The organism is Maritalea mobilis, assembly GCF_019800885.1.
Classification (GTDB): Bacteria; Pseudomonadota; Alphaproteobacteria; order Rhodobacterales; family Rhodobacteraceae; genus Roseibacterium; species Roseibacterium beibuensis.
This window is the reverse complement of record NZ_JAHVKE010000005.1, coordinates 148,957-166,294: the sequence shown is the minus strand read 5'-3', so window position 1 is coordinate 166,294 and position 17,338 is coordinate 148,957. Positions and strand designations below refer to the sequence as shown.

The following is a 17,338-nucleotide window of genomic DNA, read 5'->3' as shown; positions in this document are numbered from 1 at the left end:
TCACACGTTGCGCGCCACTTGCGTGGGCAGCGTTGTTATCGACAAAAGGACAAGCGCCCCGAGTTTCAACACGCATGGCACCAAAGCATAGAGCCATGTCAGCATTTGCAAGGCCTCGGGCGTGTTCTCCTGCCCCGAGCGGAACCCGGCCTGGTCAAGCGCGGGCAAGAGCAGGATCGCGGCCAAGGCGAGGGTCGCTTTCTGCACGAAAGACCACAGGCCGAACCCGGCCGAAGCCTCTGGCGCGACCTGCTCCATCCGCGTGGCGAAAAGCGCGGGAAGCAGCGCGAAATCGGCCCCGATGGCCGCGCCCGAGGCCAGGCAAACCAAGGCAAAGGCCACGGTATCGCCGGCGTCGAGCGTCAGGACGGTCGAGAAACTGGCGATGGCCAGGACCATGCCGGCAAGCAGCATGGCGCGCGCCCCAAACCGTCGGGCAAGGCGCGTCCAGATCGGCGTCGTTGCGGCGGCCGTCAGGAAGAACAGCACCAGAAGCGGCCCCTCCCACCCCGGTGCGCCCAGCACGCTTTCCACATAGAACAGGAACAGGGTGGAAGAGACGGCAACCGGCGCCGCGTTCAGAAGCGCGATCAACAAAAGCCGCCGCAGCAGCGGGTCGGACAGAACCTCGGCGAAACCGGTCCGGCCAACCTGCGCGGCCTGCCCCCACTCCCCGCGCATCAGCCACAACGCCGCCGCGCAAAGGGCAACGAACCCAAGGGCAAATCCGGTAAAGGGCGCGGGAGAGCCGGACAAAACCGCGGGCAGGACCGCGGCGGCACAAACCCCCAAAAGCGCCCCGGTTTCGCGCCATGCCGCAAGCCGCAGGTGGCCGGTTTCCCCAAGGCGCGCGGCGGTTTGCACCCCTTCCGCGTACATGCAGATCGTCAGGAACGAGAAGGCCGAGAACAGCCCCGTCATCATCAGGCCGAACCACAAAAGCGGTGCAACCGGCGGAGCAACCGCGAACAGGCCCACCATCGACCCGGCCAGAACCGCCACACCCAAGGCCACCGCCTGCGCCCGCGATTGCCGCACCCAACTGGCCAACCAGCCAAGGGCCGGATCCTGAACCACATCGATAAGCCGCAGGGCAAAAAGCACTCCGGCCAGCGCGGTCAGACCGACGCCATATTCATCGACGTAGAATTTCGGCGCGTGGATATAAATCGGCAGGCCCGCTGCCGACAGCATCGCCGCGAAGGTCCCGAATCCCGCGAGGTTCGGCTTGGGTCGAGGTGTCACGACACCTCGTGGCCCGGCGGCTCGGGCCGGTCGCGATAGGAGGCACCCTTCCACCACAGCACAAGGGCCTGCCAGTGGATCAAGGCGAATACGCGACGCGCCCCGAGGGGCCGCCTGAGCGCCGAGCGCAGGATCGCACCTGTGGTCAGGGTCTGTCGCTTTCCGGTCAGCGTGGCGTAGAGCCCCTCATTTCCGGTCGAGAAGTCGATCCAGACGCCAACCCGGTCATTCCGAATGTCGAAGCGGAAAGTGTAGCCCCCCTCGATCGGCTGGAAGGGCGAGACGTGAAAGATCTTCTGCGCGGTCAGGGTGTCCTCGCGCGTGATCGGGCGCCGGTCGTCATGGACGCAAAGATAGGAATGGCGATCGCCGAACGTGTTGGTGACCTCGGCAATCACGGCACGCAGGCGCCCCGGCCGGTCATGCGCCAGCCAGAAACTGACCGGGTTGAACACGTGCCCGAGCGTCCGCGGCTGTGCCAGAAGCATCAGTTTCCCGTCGGTCACATCCGTCAGACCGTTTGCCGCCAGAACCTCGCGTGCCCATGCGGCGCCGCGCCCATGCTTCACCGGCCCGCCATGGTCCTTGTCCTGAAGCGACAGAAACCCGGCGCGGTTGCGCCCGAAAAGCCATGGTGCGCACGGCTTGGCCTCCTCCGCGTCCAACAACACGTAGTCGATGCCGTATTTGAACGCGTTCTCGACCGACCCGCGCCGCCCGTGAAAGGTTTCCCCGGCGATATGATCGACCGCGCTCATGCGGCCATGACCCGTTCGTCACGGCTGGTCATTGCCTCGACCACGTCGATGGCGCTGGTATAGCCGTCCTCATGAAAACCGTTCTTCATCCAAGCCCCGCAGAACCACGTGTTGTTCGCCCCGTTCATCTCGCGGATAGTGCCCTGCGCGGCAAGTGCGGCCAAGTCGTAAACAGGGTGACGGAAGGTCGTGGTGTCGTAGATCAACTCGTCGCGGATCGGCGCGCGGCTGTTCAGCGTCACGAAGAGCGAGTCGGCTTCCGGGATCGGCTGCAAGCAGTTCATCCAGTAGGTCAGGTCGATCGGGCCGCCCTCGTGGCCCGGGCGCTCGGTGTAGTTCCAGCTGGACCAGGTGGCGCGACGGTTGGGCATGGCGCGGGCATCGGCGTGCAGGACGGCCTCGTTCAGCTGATAGCGCACCGCGCCGAGGGCCGCCGTCTCCGCCGCCATCGGATCGGCCAGCAGGCGCAGGGTGTCGTCCGAATGGGTCGCGAAGACCACCTCGTCAAAGGCCTCGGGGTGACCATCCCGGATCACCTCGATCCCGCCGGGCAGGCGGCGCACGGCATCGACCGGCGCTGCAACCCGAATGTCGACCCCGCGACGGCGCATCGCCTGCTCAAGCCGCGTCACGTATTCGATGGAGCCGCCCTGCACCGTCCACCACTGGTGCTGACCGGACGCCTGCAAGAGGTTGTGGTTGCGGAAGAACCGCACCAGCGCCTGCGCCGGGAAATCCATGATCTCTTCTTTCGGGGTCGACCAGATCGCGCCGGAGATCGGCGTCAGGTAGTAGTCGCGGAACCACTGGCCCATGCCCATCTGGTCCATCAACTCGCCCAAGGTGATCGAGGAGTCCGTCGCCACGCGCTCTGCCTCGGCGTTGAAGCGCATCAGGTCACGGATCATGCGCAGGAACCCGGGCCGCGCCAGGTTCGACTTCTGCGCGAACAGGGCGGAGAGGTTGCGCAGGCCATACTCGACCTTCCCGCCGCCGATGGACGCCGCGAAACTCATGTCCGATTTCGCAACGGGCACGTCCAGTTCGGCGAACAGCTTGGTCAGGTGCGGGTAGTTCACGTAGTTGAACACGATGAACCCGGTATCGACCGGTTGATCGCCATTCTTGCCCGCCACGATGGTCCGGGCATGGCCGCCAAGGCGTGGCTCGGCCTCGAACAGGGTGACGGCATGGTCGGTGGCCAGATGATAGGCGGCCCCCATGCCCGAAATACCCGCCCCGATGACCGCAATGCGCTTGGGTGCTGCGTTCGATGTTTCGAATGGCACTGACTTTCCCCGATCCTTGAAGATTTTTTCAGATGTTGACAGCTTTACGGCCCCGCGCGCCAGATGGATCAAAGAAAAATCCAAGATTGCCAAATGGATGGACGCTACGAAAAAATCTGTTTCGCATGAAAAGTTTGTGTGATCCAGATTAGGAAAAGCGCCGTATAAGTCGTATGTTGGTGCCGAATGACCATGTCGATCAGACAGGCAGCCAAGCTTCAGCCGTCCGCGATGCGGATGCTGTGGTGCGGCGCTGCCGGGAAAGATGTGACCAGACGGTGGCGGCAAACGAAGTGACCGAAGCACATTGGGTCGCCCGCATCACGGCGATTGCAAAAGACGAGGACAAATCGGCCTTTGCCGAGGTGTTCCGGCATTTTGCACCCCGGGTAAAGGCGTTCCTGATCAAGTCCGGGGCGGATGAAAGCCTCGCCGAGGAATGCATGCAGGACGTGATGGCCACGCTCTGGCAAAAAGCGCACATGTATGACGCGGCACGCGCCTCCGTGGCGACGTGGATTTTCACGATCGCGCGGAACCGCAAGATCGACCTGATTAGGAAGAATGCCCGCCCCGAGCCCGAGGACCTTCCCTGGGGCCCCGAGGAACAGCCCGACCAGGCAGACGTGCTCGCACTTCAACAGGATAGCGCAAGGCTGACGGATGCAATCCGCCAGCTGCCCGAGAAACAGCGCCGCCTGATCGAACGAGCCTATTTCGGCGATCTCACCCATTCCGAGATCGCCGCCGAAACGGGACTGCCCCTTGGCACGATCAAGTCCCGGATTAGGTTGGCTCTCGAAAGGCTACGCCATTCGATGAGTTGAAGACCGATGACCGACGTACAGCATCAAATTCCGGATGACCTGCTGATGGGCTATGCCACGGGTGCATTGCCGCAGGCGTTCGACCTGGTCATCGCGACCCATGTCTCGATGAGCGATGACGTGCGGTCCCGTCTGGCCGGATTCGAAGCCCTGGGCGGCGCCGTTCTCGAAGACCTCGAAGAAGCAGAGATCGCCCCCGACAGCCTTGAACAAACCTTGGCGCGGATCGGCGAGGACACCGATCGCACGGTCACCGCACAGCCCAAGGCTGGTGTGTTTCCCGGACCGTTGCGCGCGCTGCTCGGCGGCGACACCGACAGCGTGAAATGGCGCAGCGTTGGCTTGGGGGCCAAGCAGGCGGTCTTGCATGCCGACAAGGAAGGCACCGCGCGCCTTCTCTACATTCCCGCCGGACAGGCCATGCCCGAGCATAGCCACGGCGGCATGGAGCTGACGCTTGTCCTTCAGGGCGGGTATAGCGCGGATGACGGGCATTTCGTGCGCGGCGATCTGGAGGTTGCCGACAACGACACGCACCATACGCCGATTGCCGACGATGATGGCGAGGACTGTATTTGCCTTGTCGCCACCGACGCGCGCCTGAAATTTCAGAGATTGCTGCCACGCATCGCGCAGCCCTTTATCGGCATCTGACGCCGCCTACAGGTCGAACAGGCGCCCAGGCCCCCAGCCGCGCGCCTCGACCTTCGCCAGCTTGAGCATATGCCACAAAAGGGCCTGGTTGGATGTCACGACGGGACACCCGATCAGGCCCTCGGCTTTTTTCAGAACGTTGAAGCTGCGCAAGTTCGTGCAGGAGGCAAACACGGCATCGGCCCCGGCGGCGCCTGCCGCGATCAGCGCGTCCAGTGTCGAGGCTTCGGAAATCCGGGCAACGGTCCAATCCTCTTTTTGCAGGAACGACCTCTCATCGACGCAGGCGATCCCGGCCTCGACCAGTTTCGCCCGGATCGGCGCATTCACCTCGGCCACGTAGGGCGTCACCAAGGCGATGCGTTTTGCATCCAGCGCCTGCAAGGCGGCGATAACGGCCGTGATGGGGTTGGTCACCAGGGCGTCCGGATGGCGCGATTGGACAAGCTCCGCCACGCGGTCCGGCCCGATCACCGTCGCCGCCGACGTGCAGGCATAGCCAATCGCGTCCAGACCGGCCGGCAACCGCCCCGCTGTGTCGGGCAGATGCGCCTCCATCTCACGCAGAGTTTCCGGCGTCACCAAGGCATGGGCCGGGATACGCGCGTGATAGAGGCCGATCCCATCGTGAGCCATGACCCCGCGCGCTTCGACCTCCAGCGTTTCGTCGGTGCTGAGCACGATCAGCCCAAACCGCGCACGCGATCCTGCGCCGCCGTCGGTGTCGTAAGACAAGGCGTGGGTCATAAAAGCACCGGAAGGTCGGGGGGCGTGCGGTCCGTCAACAGCTCTACCCCGGTTTCGGTCAACAGGATGTTCTCTTCGTGCACCATCATCTTTCCCGGTGCGATTTGCAGGCTCGGCTCCAGCGTCAGCACCATGCCGGGTTCCAGCACGGTCTGGTCATGGGGCGCGAGCGAGGGCCATTCCGTCAACTGTATGCCAAGACCGTGACCCAGCCGCCCGATGCCCGACCCCTGCCCCAAGGCCTGGGCCATCACCTCGCATAGCTGGGCCGCCGTCATGCCAGGCCTGATCGCGGCAAGCGCCGCCTCCGTCGCCGCGTGCAAGTGTCGATGCGCCGACGCCGCCGCATCCGAGGCGTACCCAATCGCCCAGTTGCGGTCGAAATCGCAAAAATAGCCCCCCAAGCTGGCCCCTGTGTCCAGCATCAGGACATCGCCATCCGCCAGCGGGCGCGACCCGGGCGGAGAGATCACGTCGCTGTAGCCGTCCGCTGCGGCGGCACCAACGAGATAGGGCACCTCTTCGGCGCCCTCCTGCAACAATGCGATGCGGAAGCTGCGGAACACCTCGTCCAGAGGCTGACCGGGGTGGAACAAATCCTCCGCCCGCGCGAAGGCGGCACTGCCGATCCGGCAGATCTCTCGGATCTTCTGCTGTTCGGCGGGCGATTTCACCATCCGCAACGCCTTGATGAGCGGGGTCGCGTCGACCCACGTCGCGGACAGGCCGCGCCGCAGGCGATCGAACTCCGCCAAGGGCATGCGTAGTGACGCTTCCTCGCCCATCGGCGTGGCGATGGTGCTGACGTCTGACAGCGCCTTTTGCAGCAGGTGCAGATGCGGTGCATCCGTCGCGGGGGAGTCGAAGGGCCGGATGTCGTCGACCCAGGTGGTCTCCATCAACTCCGCGCCGATCTGCGGGATGATGGCGATGGGGCTGCCGCGACGTGGCAGGATCAGGAACCACGGCCGTGTCGGGCTCTGCCAGAACGCGGTTCGAAAGCCGGAGAAATATCGGAACTCGGCCTCGGTGGTCAGGAACATCGCGTCGATGCCCTGCCGCGCCATGCCCTCCAGCGCCTTTGCCGTCCGGGCCGCGTATTCTTCGGCGGGGAAATCAGGCATCCACCGGACCTTCCGACAGGTAGAGCAAGACGCGCGCGTCCGGGCCGAGGCGCAGCTCCTTGCGGGGGGCGTGGAGCAATCCGGCAAACCCCGCCCCGCCGGATGGAGAGGTCGCCAAGCCGTGCGCGGGCAGGCGCGAGATGGCGTCGTCGCATTCCGCGTCGCTGATGCTCAGGAAAGTGTCTGCCGTTTGGGCGAGAGACTTGAGCGCGATATGGGACGGGTCCTTGCAGTCAAGCCGCCCCATCGTGCTGACCGGCCCCGCGGCATGGGTCGGGCGGCCTGCCTTGATCGACGCCATAAGGGTTTCGGCCGCGTCCGGTTCGACGACGGTGATGATGGGTCCATCGCCCCACGCACGCCGGGCATAAGCGGCACAGGCAGCGGCAAGGCCGCCCACACCGGCCTGCAGAAAGATGTGCGTGGGGGCCTCGTGGATCTGGCGCGCGGCTTCGGCGGCCATCGCAAGATAGCCTTCCATCACGCCCTTGCCGATGTCGTAGCCATCCCAAGTGGAATCCGACAGAAGCGTCCATCCCTCGGCGGCGGCGCGGGCCTCGGCGGCGGCCATCGAGGCCTCGTAATCCGCGCCCTCCACCACGACCTCGGCCCCCTTTTGCCGGAGGAGATCGGCAAAGGCGGCCGGCACGGTTTCCGACAGGTAGATGACCGCCCGCGCGCCAAACACGCCCGCTCCGGCGGCGACGGACAGTCCATGGTTGCCCGCCGACGCCGCGACATAGGTCCGACCCGCCAGCGCCTTGGCCGGATCATCGCCCATGACCTCAACGGCATCGCGCGCGATCACATGCGACGCGCCAAGCGCCTTGAAACTGCCAAGCCCCATGCGGTTGCGCTCATCCTTCACGTGGATGGCGGACACTCCAAGTTCCGCGGCCAGCTCCGGCACCGAGACCAGCGGCGTTTCGCGATGCTTCGGGCACTGCGCCAGCAGCGCCTCGACCGGGGCGGCATCCTCGGCCACGTCGCCGGGGATCGCGGACAGCCCGTCGGGCAAAGGCGCGTGACGCCATGGGTTTTGCAGGAATTTCATCGTGCCCCTCTTAGACAGCCGTCGGGCTATCCTGACTTCGCCTCGCATGATTGCAAGCGTTGCCTTGCCCGGGCGGGCACCCCTTTGTCGGTCGCCTCTGGACAATGCGGGGCGTCCGGCCGACCTTGCCGGCACCACAGTGGATGGAGAGGCGCCGATGGGCAAAGCGATTTCAGACAGGCTCGTTCTCTTGGGAACGAAAGGCGGGCCCGCGATCCGCCCAGGCGGGCCGATGCCGACCGCGTCCTTGCTCTGCATCGGGGGTCGCATCTGCGTCGTGGATTGCGGATTGGGCGTCAGCAAGGGGTTGGTCGAGGCGGGCCTCTCGCTCAAGGATCTCGACCTGATCTTCATCACGCATCTGCATTCGGACCATGTGCTGGAGCTTGGACCGTTGTTGCACACGGCATGGACCACCGGCCTTGCCACGCCCGTCACGATCTACGGACCCAAGGGCACAAGGGGCGTATGGGAGGGGTTTTGCGCCTCCCTCTCCTACGACATCGACCTGCGGATCGAGGATGAAGGCCGCCCCGACATCCGGGATCTCGTGCAGGTGCGGGATATCGAGGACGGGCCGTTGGAGATTGATGGCCTGTCCGTGCGCGCGATGCGCGTCGACCACCCGCCCGTCACAGACTGCTTCGCCCTGCGCTTCGACAGCGCGGACTGGTCGGTGACCTTTTCGTCCGACACCGCCTATTTCCCGCCGCTGGCCGAGTTCGCGCGCGGCTCGGACATTCTGGTTCACGAGGCCATGCTCGAGGCAGGCGTCGACCGGCTCGTGGCACGCACGGGCAATGGCGCGCGGCTAAAGGAACACATCGTGCGCAGCCATACCGAGGCCCGCGATGCCGCCCGGATCGCCGAGATGGCGGCGGTGCGGACCCTCGCCCTGCACCACCTTGTCCCGGCCGACGACCCCGGCATTTCCGAGGCGGATTGGCGCGCTGCCATGGACGGTCATTTCGGCGGCGAGGTCATCATCGGGCGTGACGGGATGGAGATCAGGCCAAAGCGCTGAGCGGGTCGCACAAGTCGCGCCAAAACCGCTCCAGATCAAGGTAAAGGCACCGCGACACGCTACACTGCCCGCATCGACCCCGACCGAAAGGGCCGCCATGACGACGAAAGCCGCGCATCCCTACGCCCTGATGGCGCTCAACAATGCCTGGGCGAACGCCCGTTTCCATCATGCCTTGGAGGGATTGCCGGACGGCGCCTTCACCGCCCCGGCGCCGGGTTTCTTCTCCACGCTCTGCGACACGCTCAACCATATCTACGAGGTGGACCTTTTCTATATCGACGCGCTCGAAGCGGGTGGGTTGGGACGCGCCGTCTATGACCGCGATCCCGTCACCGACCCAAAGGCGCTTGCGGGGTTGCAAAGCGCAGCCGATCTGCGCCTTGCCAGGTTCTGCCACGACCTGACGCCAGACCAGCTGGCCGAACACCGCCAGACCATTCGCCGCGACGGGGCATTCGAAGAACGGGTGGATGCCCTCTTGCTGCATCTCTTTCAGCACCAGATCCACCACCGGGGACAGGCGCATGTGCAGCTGCAATCGCTCGGGGTCGCGCCGCCGCAACTGGACGAGTTCCATCTCGCCTATGACCGCCACCCCAGCGCGCACCCCTATCACGCATGAGCCGGTTCGGACCCAGTCGCGGCGAGTTGAAATTGCGCCTTGCCATCAGCCTCGGCGGGCTTGCCCTGTTGGCCGCCGCCTACGGGTTGAACGGCATTTCCGGCATCGCGTCGCTGGAAATCGGCCTGATCGCGGCGGCGTTTTTCGGCGGCTCGGCCATTTCCAGCCTGATCAAGTTACGCAGATCGGGCAAAAAGTAAGGAGAAAATCATGAACACGGGACTAATCATTCGGCTGGTAACGATGGCCCTCGTCTTTCTGGCGTGGGCCGGGCTGATGTTCCGCACGCTGTTCCTGTTCCGCGAGCGCGAAGTGGAACGCTCGGGCGCGGGTATCCCCTCGACCGGGGGCTTCATCCGGCAACTGGGGTTCTGGCTGAAGAACCCCGCGGACCGGAAGGACCGCCAGACCCTGTTCTTCCTGACGGCGGTTCTGATCGCGATGGCGGCGATCCAGGCGATGGTCGCCGGAAACGAGGCCGCAGGAGGCATCGACTAGGCAGCGACGACGATCCCATCACGCGACATCCCCGACACCGCGCCTTGGCAACCCTCGCGGGAGGGGCCACATAGGGGCGCGATGACAGATTTCGTTTACGCCCCACCCGACACGCCGCTGGATATCCTCCACGAGGATGCGTCGATCATCCTCGTGAACAAACCGGCCGGGCTTTTGTCCGTGCCGGGTCGGGGCGAGCACCTGGCCGATTGCCTCATGTCGCGCCTTCAGGGCGCTTTCCCCGAGGCGTTGCTGGTGCACCGGTTGGACATGGACACGTCGGGCGTCATGGTCTTTGCCCGGACCCCGGCGGCGCAGCGGCATCTTGGCCTGCAGTTCGAGCGGCGCCACATGAAGAAGGTCTACCACGCGCGCCTTTGGGGCGAGGTGCAGGACAAGACCGGCACCGTGGACCTGCCGCTGATTGTGGATTGGCCCAACCGGCCCAAGCAGCATGTCGATTTCGAGAACGGCAAACCTGCCAAGACCGACTGGCGCGTGGTCCGGCACGAGGCCGGCACGACCCGCATCCGCCTGTTCCCTCTGACGGGGCGGTCGCATCAGCTCCGGGTTCACATGAAGGAAATCGGTCACCCTATCCTTGGCGACCCGTTCTATGCCGAGGGGCCGGCGCGCGATTTCCCCCGCCTCATGCTTCATGCCGAAAGCCTGAAACTGCGGCATCCGGACGGCGGAATGGGAATGAGTTTCAGCGCAAAAGTCCCGTTCTGACAGATTGGTGGATCGCAAATGAAAAACGGCCCCGATTGGGGCCGTTTCCGTGAATGTGACGTCCTGACTTCAGTCCCAATCGGTGACGGTCTTGACCTCGAGGAATTCGTGCAAGCCGAAGGCGCCGCCTTCGCGTCCGTTACCGGACTGCTTGAACCCGCCGAACGGGCTACCCTTGCCGAGGCCCTTGCCGTTGCATTCAACCATGCCCGAGCGCAGACGCCGGGCGACCCGGCGCAGTTTGTCCTTGTCGGTCGTCTGGACATAGTTCGTCAGGCCGTAATCAGTGTCATTCGCGATCCGAACGGCATCCTCTTCCGAGTCGAATGGCAGGATCGACAGGACCGGGCCGAAGATTTCCTCGCGGTAGATCGTCATGTCCGGGGTGACATCGGCAAAGACGGTCGGGCGGATGAAATAGCCGCGGTTCAGGTGCTCGGGGCGACCGGTGCCACCGGCAACCAGGCGCGCGCCTTCGTCGATCCCCGTCTGGATCAGGTCCTGGATCTTGTTGAACTGCACCTCGCTGACGGCGGGGCCGATATGGCGACCCGGTTCGCTGGACGCACCGACGGTGATGGATTGCGCGGCCGCTGCGGCCTGTTCCACGGCCTCGTCATAGCGCGAGCGTTCGACCAGCATGCGCGTCGGCGCGTTGCAGCTTTGGCCGGTGTTGTTGAAGCAGCGAATGACGCCCTGCTTGACCGCCTTTTCGCCGGCATCGGCGAAGATGATGTTCGCGCCCTTGCCGCCGAGTTCGAGGCTGACGCGCTTGATCGTGTCGGCCGCTGCGATGGAGATCAGGCGACCCGCCCGGGTCGAGCCGGTAAAGCTGACCATGTCGACCTCGGGATGCGCGGACAGGGTACTGCCAACACCCGGACCATCCCCGTTCACGAGATTGAACACGCCAGCGGGCAGACCGGCCTCGTCGATCATCTCAGCGAAGAGCAGGCCGGACAGCGGCGCGATTTCCGATGGTTTCAGAACCATGGTGCACCCGGCCAGAAGCGCCGGCGCCACCTTCAGCGTGATCTGGTTCATCGGCCAGTTCCACGGCGTGATCAGCGCGCAGACGCCGATCGGTTCGTGAAAAACGCGCTCGCCCGGGGCCCAGTCGCCCAAGGGGCGGTCCCATTCGAACGCCTTGGCGGCCTGGATGAACCCCTCCAGATGCCACGAGCCCGCGCCGACCTGTTGCTGCCGGGCGAAATCGATGGGTGCGCCCATTTCAAGGCTGATCGCTTCGGCCATCTCGTCGGCACGGCGATTGTAGATTTCAAGCAAGCGTTCGACCGCGGCGATACGCTCGGCCGGGTCGGTCATGGACCAGCCGTCAAAGGCGGCCGAGGCGGCGGCGACGGCGGCGTTCGTGTCCTCCTCCTCGCCAAGGCTGATCGTGGCGCAGACCTCTTCAGTGGCCGGGTTGATGACCGGGAAATCCTTGGGCCGGATCGGCGCGACCCATTTGCCATTGATGTAGAAATCGGTGCTGTTGGGCATCTTTGCCTCCCTTTCGCTGGCCCGAGCCTGTCACCACGACAGGCCAGCCGCAAGCCGCGCAGGCATCAAACAGGCGTTTCGCTGAGCTAGGCGATGAAGGATACATGTGCCGATTTTGCAGGTGCGGCATTATGCACATCCTTTTCTGGAATGATTCCAGACTTGCACCCGTGAAACCGTCACAGCACTTACCTATACTCTCATTTGACAATGGTAACCAACACAGGAGGCCCGCCGTGGCTCTGCGCATTAACGATACCTTTCCGAACCTGACCGTCGAAACCGACCAGGGCACGATCTCGATGCATGACTACATCGGTGACTCGTGGATGATCCTGTTCTCACACCCCAAGGATTTCACCCCGGTTTGCACGACCGAGTTCGGCGCCGTGGCGCAGTTGGCCGACGAATGGGCCAAGCGCAACACGAAGGTGATCGGCCTGTCCGTCGATGCCGTCGAAGAGCACAAGCAGTGGAAGTCCGACATCGAAAGCTTTGCCGGCGCCGAGGCCGCCTTCCCGATCATCGCCGACGAGTCGCTTGAAGTGTCCAAGGCGCTCGACATGCTGCCGTCGGAGGCCTACCTGCCCGATGGCCGCACCGCCGCCGACTCGGCCAGCGTGCGCGTCGTGTTCATCGTCTCGCCCGACAAGAAGGTGCAGTTGATGATGTCCTACCCGATGTCGGTCGGCCGCAACTTTGCCGAAGTGCTGCGCGCGCTCGACGCCCTGCAAGCGTGCTACAACGTGCCGATCGCGACGCCCGCGAACTGGGTGCATGGCCAGGATGTCATCGTGGCCCTGTCGCTGGACGATGCCGCCGCCAAAGAGAAATTCGGCGAGATCGACGTCAAGCTGCCCTATCTCCGCACGACCAAGATGCCTGCCTGATCCAGGCACAGAGCCCTAGAAAAAGGCCCCCGAATTATCGGGGGCCTTTCCTTTTGGAAACGGCCGCCGTCAGCGCGGCGAATGCAGCGTGACACGCGTTCCCATTTCTACGTTCTCGTAGAGCTGGATGACGTGGTCATTGACGAGGCGGACACAGCCAGAGCTTGCCGAGGTGCCGATCGACCAGGGCTGCGGCGTGCCGTGGATGCGCAGGTAGCTGTCGGCCCCGCCGCGATAGAGGTACAGCGCGCGGGCCCCCAACGGGTTCTCGGGACCGCCCGGCACGCCACCGGCGAACTGCGCGTAAACCTCGGGCTCGCGGGCGATCATGTTGGCCGTGGGCGTCCAGCTCGGCCATTCGACCTTGCGATTGATGGTGTAGGTGCCTGGGCTTTGAAGACCGGAGCGCCCCACCGCCACGCCGTAGCGCATCGCGGTGCCGTCATCGCCGATGTGGTAGAGGTATTTCGGGACCGGATCGACATGGATGTCGCCCGGGCGCAGGCCAGCGCGGTGCGCCACGCGTGTCGGCATGAAGCGCGGATGCAGCCCCCACGGGTTATCGCCCTGCGGATCAGGCCGCTCGACGGTTTGGTCGAAGTCGAAATCGACCGCGTCCTGACCAAAGGCCGGCATGGCAATCGGCCCCGAAAACAGGGCCGCGGACGTGATGATGAAATGACGGCGAGTCAGCATTGGCTCACCTCCTCTGGTCAAACTTCGGAATCGCTCTGCAAAGCAAACCCCTTTTGCGGCCTCAAGTTCCTGTGGACAAGTCCCAACACTCTCACTTTTCGGTCAGTGTTGCGCGCAGATTCGCTCCTGCCGAATCTTGCCACCCGTCGGCAAGACTCTTCCCGGTCGAGACAGGCCCCCTTCAGGCGACGGCGTCATACCCCGCGTTTGCGCGAGTCAACGCGCGCTATGCATCGCAGGATTTCACCGTCAAAGGAAACGGGCACGCCCGGTCTGGACGCGCCCGTAACAGTGTCAAAACGCGGATAGCGTGGCGTCAGTCTGCCGCCGCGTCTTCTTTCGCGATCTCTTTGCCGGTCTCCTGGTCGACCATCTTCATGGCGAGACGGACCTTGCCGCGATCGTCGAAACCAAGCAGCTTGACCCACACTTCCTGACCTTCCTTCAGAACGTCAGACGGATGGTTCAGGCGGCGGTTCTCGATCTGGCTGACATGCACGAGGCCGTCACGCTTGCCGAAGAAGTTTACGAAGGCGCCGAAATCGACGATCTTCACGACCTTGCCCTTGTAGATTTTGCCTTCTTCCGGCTCGGCGACGATCGAATGGATCATCTCGCGGGCCTTTTCGATGGCTTCGCCGTTGGGGCTGGCGATCTTGATGATGCCGTCATCGTTGATGTCGACCTTGGCACCCGAGACTTCCACGATCTCGCGGATGACCTTGCCGCCAGAACCGATCACTTCACGGATCTTGTCGGTGGGCACCTGCATCGTTTCGATGCGCGGGGCGTGGACCGAGAACTCGGACGCTTCGGTCAGCGCCTTGGCCATCTCGCCAAGGATGTGCATCCGGCCGGCCTTGGCCTGGGCCAGGGCCTTCTCCATGATCTCGGGCGTGATGCCGGCCACCTTGATGTCCATCTGGAGCGAGGTGATGCCGTTCTCGGTGCCCGCGACCTTGAAGTCCATGTCGCCGAGGTGATCCTCGTCGCCAAGAATATCGGTCAGGATCCCGTAGGAGCCGTCTTCTTCGAGGACGAGGCCCATGGCCACACCAGCGACCGGCGCCTTCAGCGGCACGCCCGCATCCATCATCGACAGAGAGCCGCCGCAGACCGACGCCATCGAGGACGAACCGTTCGACTCGGTGATCTCGGACACGACGCGGATCGTGTAGGGGAAATCGGTCGGCGCCGGCAGAACAGCCTGCAGCGCGCGCCATGCCAACTTGCCGTGGCCGATTTCACGACGACCGGGCGAGCCGACACGACCCACTTCACCGACCGAGTAGGGCGGGAAGTTGTAGTGCAGCAGGAAGTTCGACCGATAGGTGCCTTGCAGCGCGTCGATCATCTGCTCGTCATCGCCGGTGCCCAGCGTGGTGACGACCAGGCCTTGCGTTTCCCCGCGGGTGAACAGGGCCGAGCCATGCGTCCGGGGCAGAAGGCCGGTTTCGCAGACGATCGGGCGAACCTCATCCAGTGCGCGACCGTCGATGCGGCGGCCGTTCTTGACCACGTCCGAGCGCAAGACCGTCGATTCCAGCTTTTTCAGTGCGGAACCGAGGTTCGGATCTTCCTGCTGCTCCTCGGAAAGACCTGCGATGATCTCTTCCTTGGCGGCGGACACGGCCGACTGGCGTTCCTGCTTGTCGAGGATCGCGTAAGCGTCGCGCATCTTGGCTTCGCCCGCGGCTTTCACGGCCTCGTAGAGGTCCGAGTAATCGGGCGGGGTGAAGTTGAACGGCTCTTTCGCGGCTTCTTCGGCCAGCGAGATGATCAGGTCGATCACCGGCTGGATCTGCTCGTGCGCGAAATTCACCGCGCCCAGCATCTCGGCCTCGGACAACTCGTAGGCTTCCGACTCGACCATCATGACGGCGTTCTTGGTGCCGGCGACAACAAGGTCCAGACGCTGGTCGGGGTTGTTGCGCAGGTCGTGCATGTCGTCGACCGTCGGGTTCAGGATGTATTCGCCATCCTCGAAACCGACGCGGCAGCCCGCGATCGGGCCACGGAACGGAGCGCCCGAAATGGTCAGCGCCGCCGAGGCCGCGATCATCGCGACGATATCGGGGTCGTTGACCAGGTCATGCGACAGCACGGTGCACATAACGAGGACTTCGTTCTTGAAGCCCGGCACGAAGAGCGGGCGGATCGGGCGGTCGATCAGGCGCGCGGTCAGCGTCTCTTTTTCGGTCGGACGCGCCTCGCGCTTGAAGAAGCCACCGGGCACCTTGCCCGCGGCGTAGTATTTCTCCTGGTAGTGAACCGTCAGGGGAAAGAAATCCTGCCCCGGCTTGGGTTCCTTGGCGAACGTCACGTTCGCCATGACCGAGGTCTCGCCCAGTGTGGCGATAACGGTACCGTCGGCCTGACGGGCAATCTTGCCCGTTTCGAGCGTGAGGGTCTCTTCCCCCCACTGCATGCTTTTCTTCGAGATATTGAACATCAATCGTTTCCTATCGGGGAGCACTCCCAACCCCTGTCGGGTCTCCCGTTTTCATGGCGGCCCCATTGCCGCCGACCCCCTCATCATTCCATGCGCCGGGGTCAGAGCGTCACGTCTCAGATGTGGGGGGCCATACAGGAGATAGGCCACGTTTGAAAGGGCCTTGTCCAGTTGAGGCACGTCTCAGAAGACCGCGTGCGCGCCACGATCATCCGCAATCTCCCCTTGCAGGAGTTTGCGGTAATGCTCGCGCAGCGTGTCCTCGCCGAATTCCGGGGTGGCGTCCGCGTCGTAACGTCCCGTGGCGGGGTCGAGCACCAGCATGGACTCGGTGGCATAGTACCGCCCGATACGCGCCAGTTCCGCCTTCTCGGCTGCCTTGCGCGACACACGCCCCGCCAGCGACAGCGCCCCGATGATCGCATCCAGCAGGCGAGGTGTGACATGGCGGATTTTCGGCTCCTGCCCCAGCAGATCGAACAACATTTCTGCCTGATCCAGCGGGGTGATCGCCGGACCCGGGCCGCCAATCGGCAAGACACGGTTCTGCAAGCCGGGGTCGACCAGGCAGCGTGCGATATAGGTGCCGAGATCGGCATCGCTGATCGGCTTGCAGGCGGTCAGCTCTCCGTTCCCGAAGACAAGGAAAGGTTTGCCCGCCTTCAGCCGGTCGATCTGGCCCGACAGCGATTTGAAAAACGCCGTGGGGCGAACGATCGAGAATGTCAGACCGGAGGCCTGCAATTCCTCTTCGAAGGCCAGCTTGGCCTGCTGAAAGGCCAGAAGCGGCTTTTGCACGCAGATTGCCGAAAGCAGGACGAACCGGCCGACGCCAGCCTCCTGCGCGTCTTTCAGCAGGTCGGAATGGGCCTGATAGTCGATGGCCCAGGAATCCTTCGGCGCACCGGTCCGCGACGCGAGGCAGGAGACGACCGCGTCAAACCCTCCGGTCAGCGCGGCACGCCTGTCGGATGCATCGGTGGCCGCGCCCGATACAAGGGTGCAGGCCTGCAGGGCCGATGTATCTGCCCCCGGTCGAACCAGCGCGGTCACCTCATGACCGTCTGCGATGAGCGCCGCCGCGGTGGCGCGCCCGATGCTGCCGGTCCCACCGACCAGCAGCACCCGTTTTCCCTGACGTGTCTGCGTATCTTCCATGGCGGCAGCCTAAGCGCCCGTCAGGGCGGCGCAATCGGCAAATGGGTCGCGCCCGCGCGACG

18 protein-coding genes are annotated in these 17,338 nt (G+C 64.3%); 8 read left to right on the top strand and 10 right to left on the bottom strand.

Annotated features, from left to right (window positions below; all coding sequences use genetic code 11):
• The 3 genes from KUV65_RS16755 to KUV65_RS16745 are packed head-to-tail and all read right to left on the bottom strand — an operon-like array spanning position 1 to position 3,292.
• Positions 1–1,245: an MFS transporter gene (locus tag KUV65_RS16755; protein ID WP_222191881.1), complete on the bottom strand. Its 1,245-nt coding sequence runs from the start codon at positions 1,243–1,245 to the stop codon at positions 1–3.
• A complete protein-coding gene (locus KUV65_RS16750) occupies positions 1,242–2,003 on the bottom strand; it encodes a DUF1365 domain-containing protein (RefSeq protein ID WP_222191880.1) in 762 nt (253 codons plus the stop codon). The genes KUV65_RS16755 and KUV65_RS16750 overlap by 4 nt, the downstream gene beginning before the upstream one ends.
• Complete coding sequence (locus KUV65_RS16745; protein WP_222191879.1) at positions 2,000–3,292, bottom strand: NAD(P)/FAD-dependent oxidoreductase; 1,293 nt, start codon at positions 3,290–3,292, stop codon at positions 2,000–2,002. Before KUV65_RS16745 ends, KUV65_RS16750 begins: the two co-directional genes overlap by 4 nt.
• 293 nt (positions 3,293–3,585) lie before the next feature.
• Between KUV65_RS16745 and KUV65_RS16740 the strand changes: the two genes are divergently transcribed.
• On the top strand, positions 3,586–4,119 hold the full coding sequence (locus tag KUV65_RS16740) for a sigma-70 family RNA polymerase sigma factor (protein WP_308124710.1): 534 nt from the start codon (positions 3,586–3,588) through the stop codon (positions 4,117–4,119).
• 6 nt (positions 4,120–4,125) lie between these two features.
• Positions 4,126–4,773: a ChrR family anti-sigma-E factor gene (locus KUV65_RS16735; protein WP_222191877.1), complete on the top strand. Its 648-nt coding sequence runs from the start codon at positions 4,126–4,128 to the stop codon at positions 4,771–4,773.
• 6 nt (positions 4,774–4,779) lie between these two features.
• Here KUV65_RS16735 and KUV65_RS16730 read toward each other — a convergent pair whose 3' ends face one another.
• The 3 genes from KUV65_RS16730 to KUV65_RS16720 are packed head-to-tail and all read right to left on the bottom strand — an operon-like array spanning position 4,780 to position 7,698.
• On the bottom strand, positions 4,780–5,520 hold the full coding sequence (locus KUV65_RS16730; RefSeq protein ID WP_222191876.1) for a maleate cis-trans isomerase family protein: 741 nt from the start codon (positions 5,518–5,520) through the stop codon (positions 4,780–4,782).
• A complete protein-coding gene (locus KUV65_RS16725; protein WP_222191875.1) occupies positions 5,517–6,644 on the bottom strand; it encodes a M24 family metallopeptidase in 1,128 nt (375 codons plus the stop codon). Before KUV65_RS16725 ends, KUV65_RS16730 begins: the two co-directional genes overlap by 4 nt.
• On the bottom strand, positions 6,637–7,698 hold the full coding sequence (locus tag KUV65_RS16720; RefSeq protein WP_222191874.1) for a pyridoxal-phosphate dependent enzyme: 1,062 nt from the start codon (positions 7,696–7,698) through the stop codon (positions 6,637–6,639). Before KUV65_RS16720 ends, KUV65_RS16725 begins: the two co-directional genes overlap by 8 nt.
• Positions 7,699–7,867: 169 nt before the next feature.
• Between KUV65_RS16720 and KUV65_RS16715 the strand changes: the two genes are divergently transcribed.
• From KUV65_RS16715 to KUV65_RS16695, 5 genes are all read left to right on the top strand, one after another.
• Positions 7,868–8,722: an MBL fold metallo-hydrolase gene (locus KUV65_RS16715; protein WP_222191919.1), complete on the top strand. Its 855-nt coding sequence runs from the start codon at positions 7,868–7,870 to the stop codon at positions 8,720–8,722.
• Positions 8,723–8,819: 97 nt separating this feature from the next.
• Entirely contained in the window at positions 8,820–9,347 is a 528-nt protein-coding gene (locus KUV65_RS16710) for a DinB family protein (protein WP_222191873.1), read from the top strand.
• On the top strand, positions 9,344–9,547 hold the full coding sequence (locus tag KUV65_RS16705) for a hypothetical protein (protein WP_222191872.1): 204 nt from the start codon (positions 9,344–9,346) through the stop codon (positions 9,545–9,547). Before KUV65_RS16710 ends, KUV65_RS16705 begins: the two co-directional genes overlap by 4 nt.
• A gap of 10 nt (positions 9,548–9,557) precedes the next feature.
• Positions 9,558–9,845, top strand: a complete 288-nt coding sequence (locus tag KUV65_RS16700) for a hypothetical protein (RefSeq protein WP_222191871.1) — start codon at positions 9,558–9,560, stop codon at positions 9,843–9,845.
• 81 nt (positions 9,846–9,926) lie between these two features.
• On the top strand, positions 9,927–10,577 hold the full coding sequence (locus KUV65_RS16695) for an RluA family pseudouridine synthase (RefSeq protein WP_222191870.1): 651 nt from the start codon (positions 9,927–9,929) through the stop codon (positions 10,575–10,577).
• A 69-nt stretch (positions 10,578–10,646) separates the two neighbouring features.
• Here KUV65_RS16695 and KUV65_RS16690 read toward each other — a convergent pair whose 3' ends face one another.
• On the bottom strand, positions 10,647–12,080 hold the full coding sequence (locus KUV65_RS16690) for an aldehyde dehydrogenase family protein (protein WP_222191869.1): 1,434 nt from the start codon (positions 12,078–12,080) through the stop codon (positions 10,647–10,649).
• A gap of 236 nt (positions 12,081–12,316) precedes the next feature.
• Here KUV65_RS16690 and KUV65_RS16685 point away from each other — a divergent pair, with 236 nt between their 5' ends.
• Complete coding sequence (locus KUV65_RS16685) at positions 12,317–12,970, top strand: peroxiredoxin (RefSeq protein WP_222191868.1); 654 nt, start codon at positions 12,317–12,319, stop codon at positions 12,968–12,970.
• 69 nt (positions 12,971–13,039) lie between these two features.
• Here the strand turns inward: KUV65_RS16685 and KUV65_RS16680 are convergent, their stop codons facing one another.
• The 3 genes from KUV65_RS16680 to KUV65_RS16670 form a co-directional block, all read right to left on the bottom strand.
• Complete coding sequence (locus KUV65_RS16680; RefSeq protein ID WP_259553386.1) at positions 13,040–13,666, bottom strand: L,D-transpeptidase; 627 nt, start codon at positions 13,664–13,666, stop codon at positions 13,040–13,042.
• 316 nt (positions 13,667–13,982) lie between these two features.
• Complete coding sequence (pnp, locus tag KUV65_RS16675) at positions 13,983–16,118, bottom strand: polyribonucleotide nucleotidyltransferase (RefSeq protein WP_222191867.1); 2,136 nt, start codon at positions 16,116–16,118, stop codon at positions 13,983–13,985.
• Positions 16,119–16,301: 183 nt separating this feature from the next.
• Positions 16,302–17,276, bottom strand: a complete 975-nt coding sequence (locus KUV65_RS16670; RefSeq protein WP_222191866.1) for an NAD(P)H-binding protein — start codon at positions 17,274–17,276, stop codon at positions 16,302–16,304.
• Positions 17,277–17,338 lie beyond the last annotated feature (62 nt).

Bases quoted from the DNA above. Each gene is read 5' to 3' on its own strand.
- KUV65_RS16750 (WP_222191880.1), bottom strand. From the start codon at position 2,003: ATGAGCGCGGTCGATCATATCGCCGGGGAAACCTTTCACGGGCGGCGC.
- KUV65_RS16735 (WP_222191877.1), top strand. From the start codon at position 4,126: ATGACCGACGTACAGCATCAAATTCCGGATGACCTGCTGATGGGCTAT.
- KUV65_RS16730 (WP_222191876.1), bottom strand. From the start codon at position 5,520: ATGACCCACGCCTTGTCTTACGACACCGACGGCGGCGCAGGATCGCGT.
- KUV65_RS16725 (WP_222191875.1), bottom strand. From the start codon at position 6,644: ATGCCTGATTTCCCCGCCGAAGAATACGCGGCCCGGACGGCAAAGGCG.
- KUV65_RS16720 (WP_222191874.1), bottom strand. From the start codon at position 7,698: ATGAAATTCCTGCAAAACCCATGGCGTCACGCGCCTTTGCCCGACGGG.
- KUV65_RS16710 (WP_222191873.1), top strand. From the start codon at position 8,820: ATGACGACGAAAGCCGCGCATCCCTACGCCCTGATGGCGCTCAACAAT.
- KUV65_RS16705 (WP_222191872.1), top strand. From the start codon at position 9,344: ATGAGCCGGTTCGGACCCAGTCGCGGCGAGTTGAAATTGCGCCTTGCC.
- KUV65_RS16700 (WP_222191871.1), top strand. From the start codon at position 9,558: ATGAACACGGGACTAATCATTCGGCTGGTAACGATGGCCCTCGTCTTT.
- KUV65_RS16695 (WP_222191870.1), top strand. From the start codon at position 9,927: ATGACAGATTTCGTTTACGCCCCACCCGACACGCCGCTGGATATCCTC.
- KUV65_RS16690 (WP_222191869.1), bottom strand. From the start codon at position 12,080: ATGCCCAACAGCACCGATTTCTACATCAATGGCAAATGGGTCGCGCCG.
- KUV65_RS16680 (WP_259553386.1), bottom strand. From the start codon at position 13,666: ATGCTGACTCGCCGTCATTTCATCATCACGTCCGCGGCCCTGTTTTCG.
- pnp (WP_222191867.1), bottom strand. From the start codon at position 16,118: ATGTTCAATATCTCGAAGAAAAGCATGCAGTGGGGGGAAGAGACCCTC.
- KUV65_RS16670 (WP_222191866.1), bottom strand. From the start codon at position 17,276: ATGGAAGATACGCAGACACGTCAGGGAAAACGGGTGCTGCTGGTCGGT.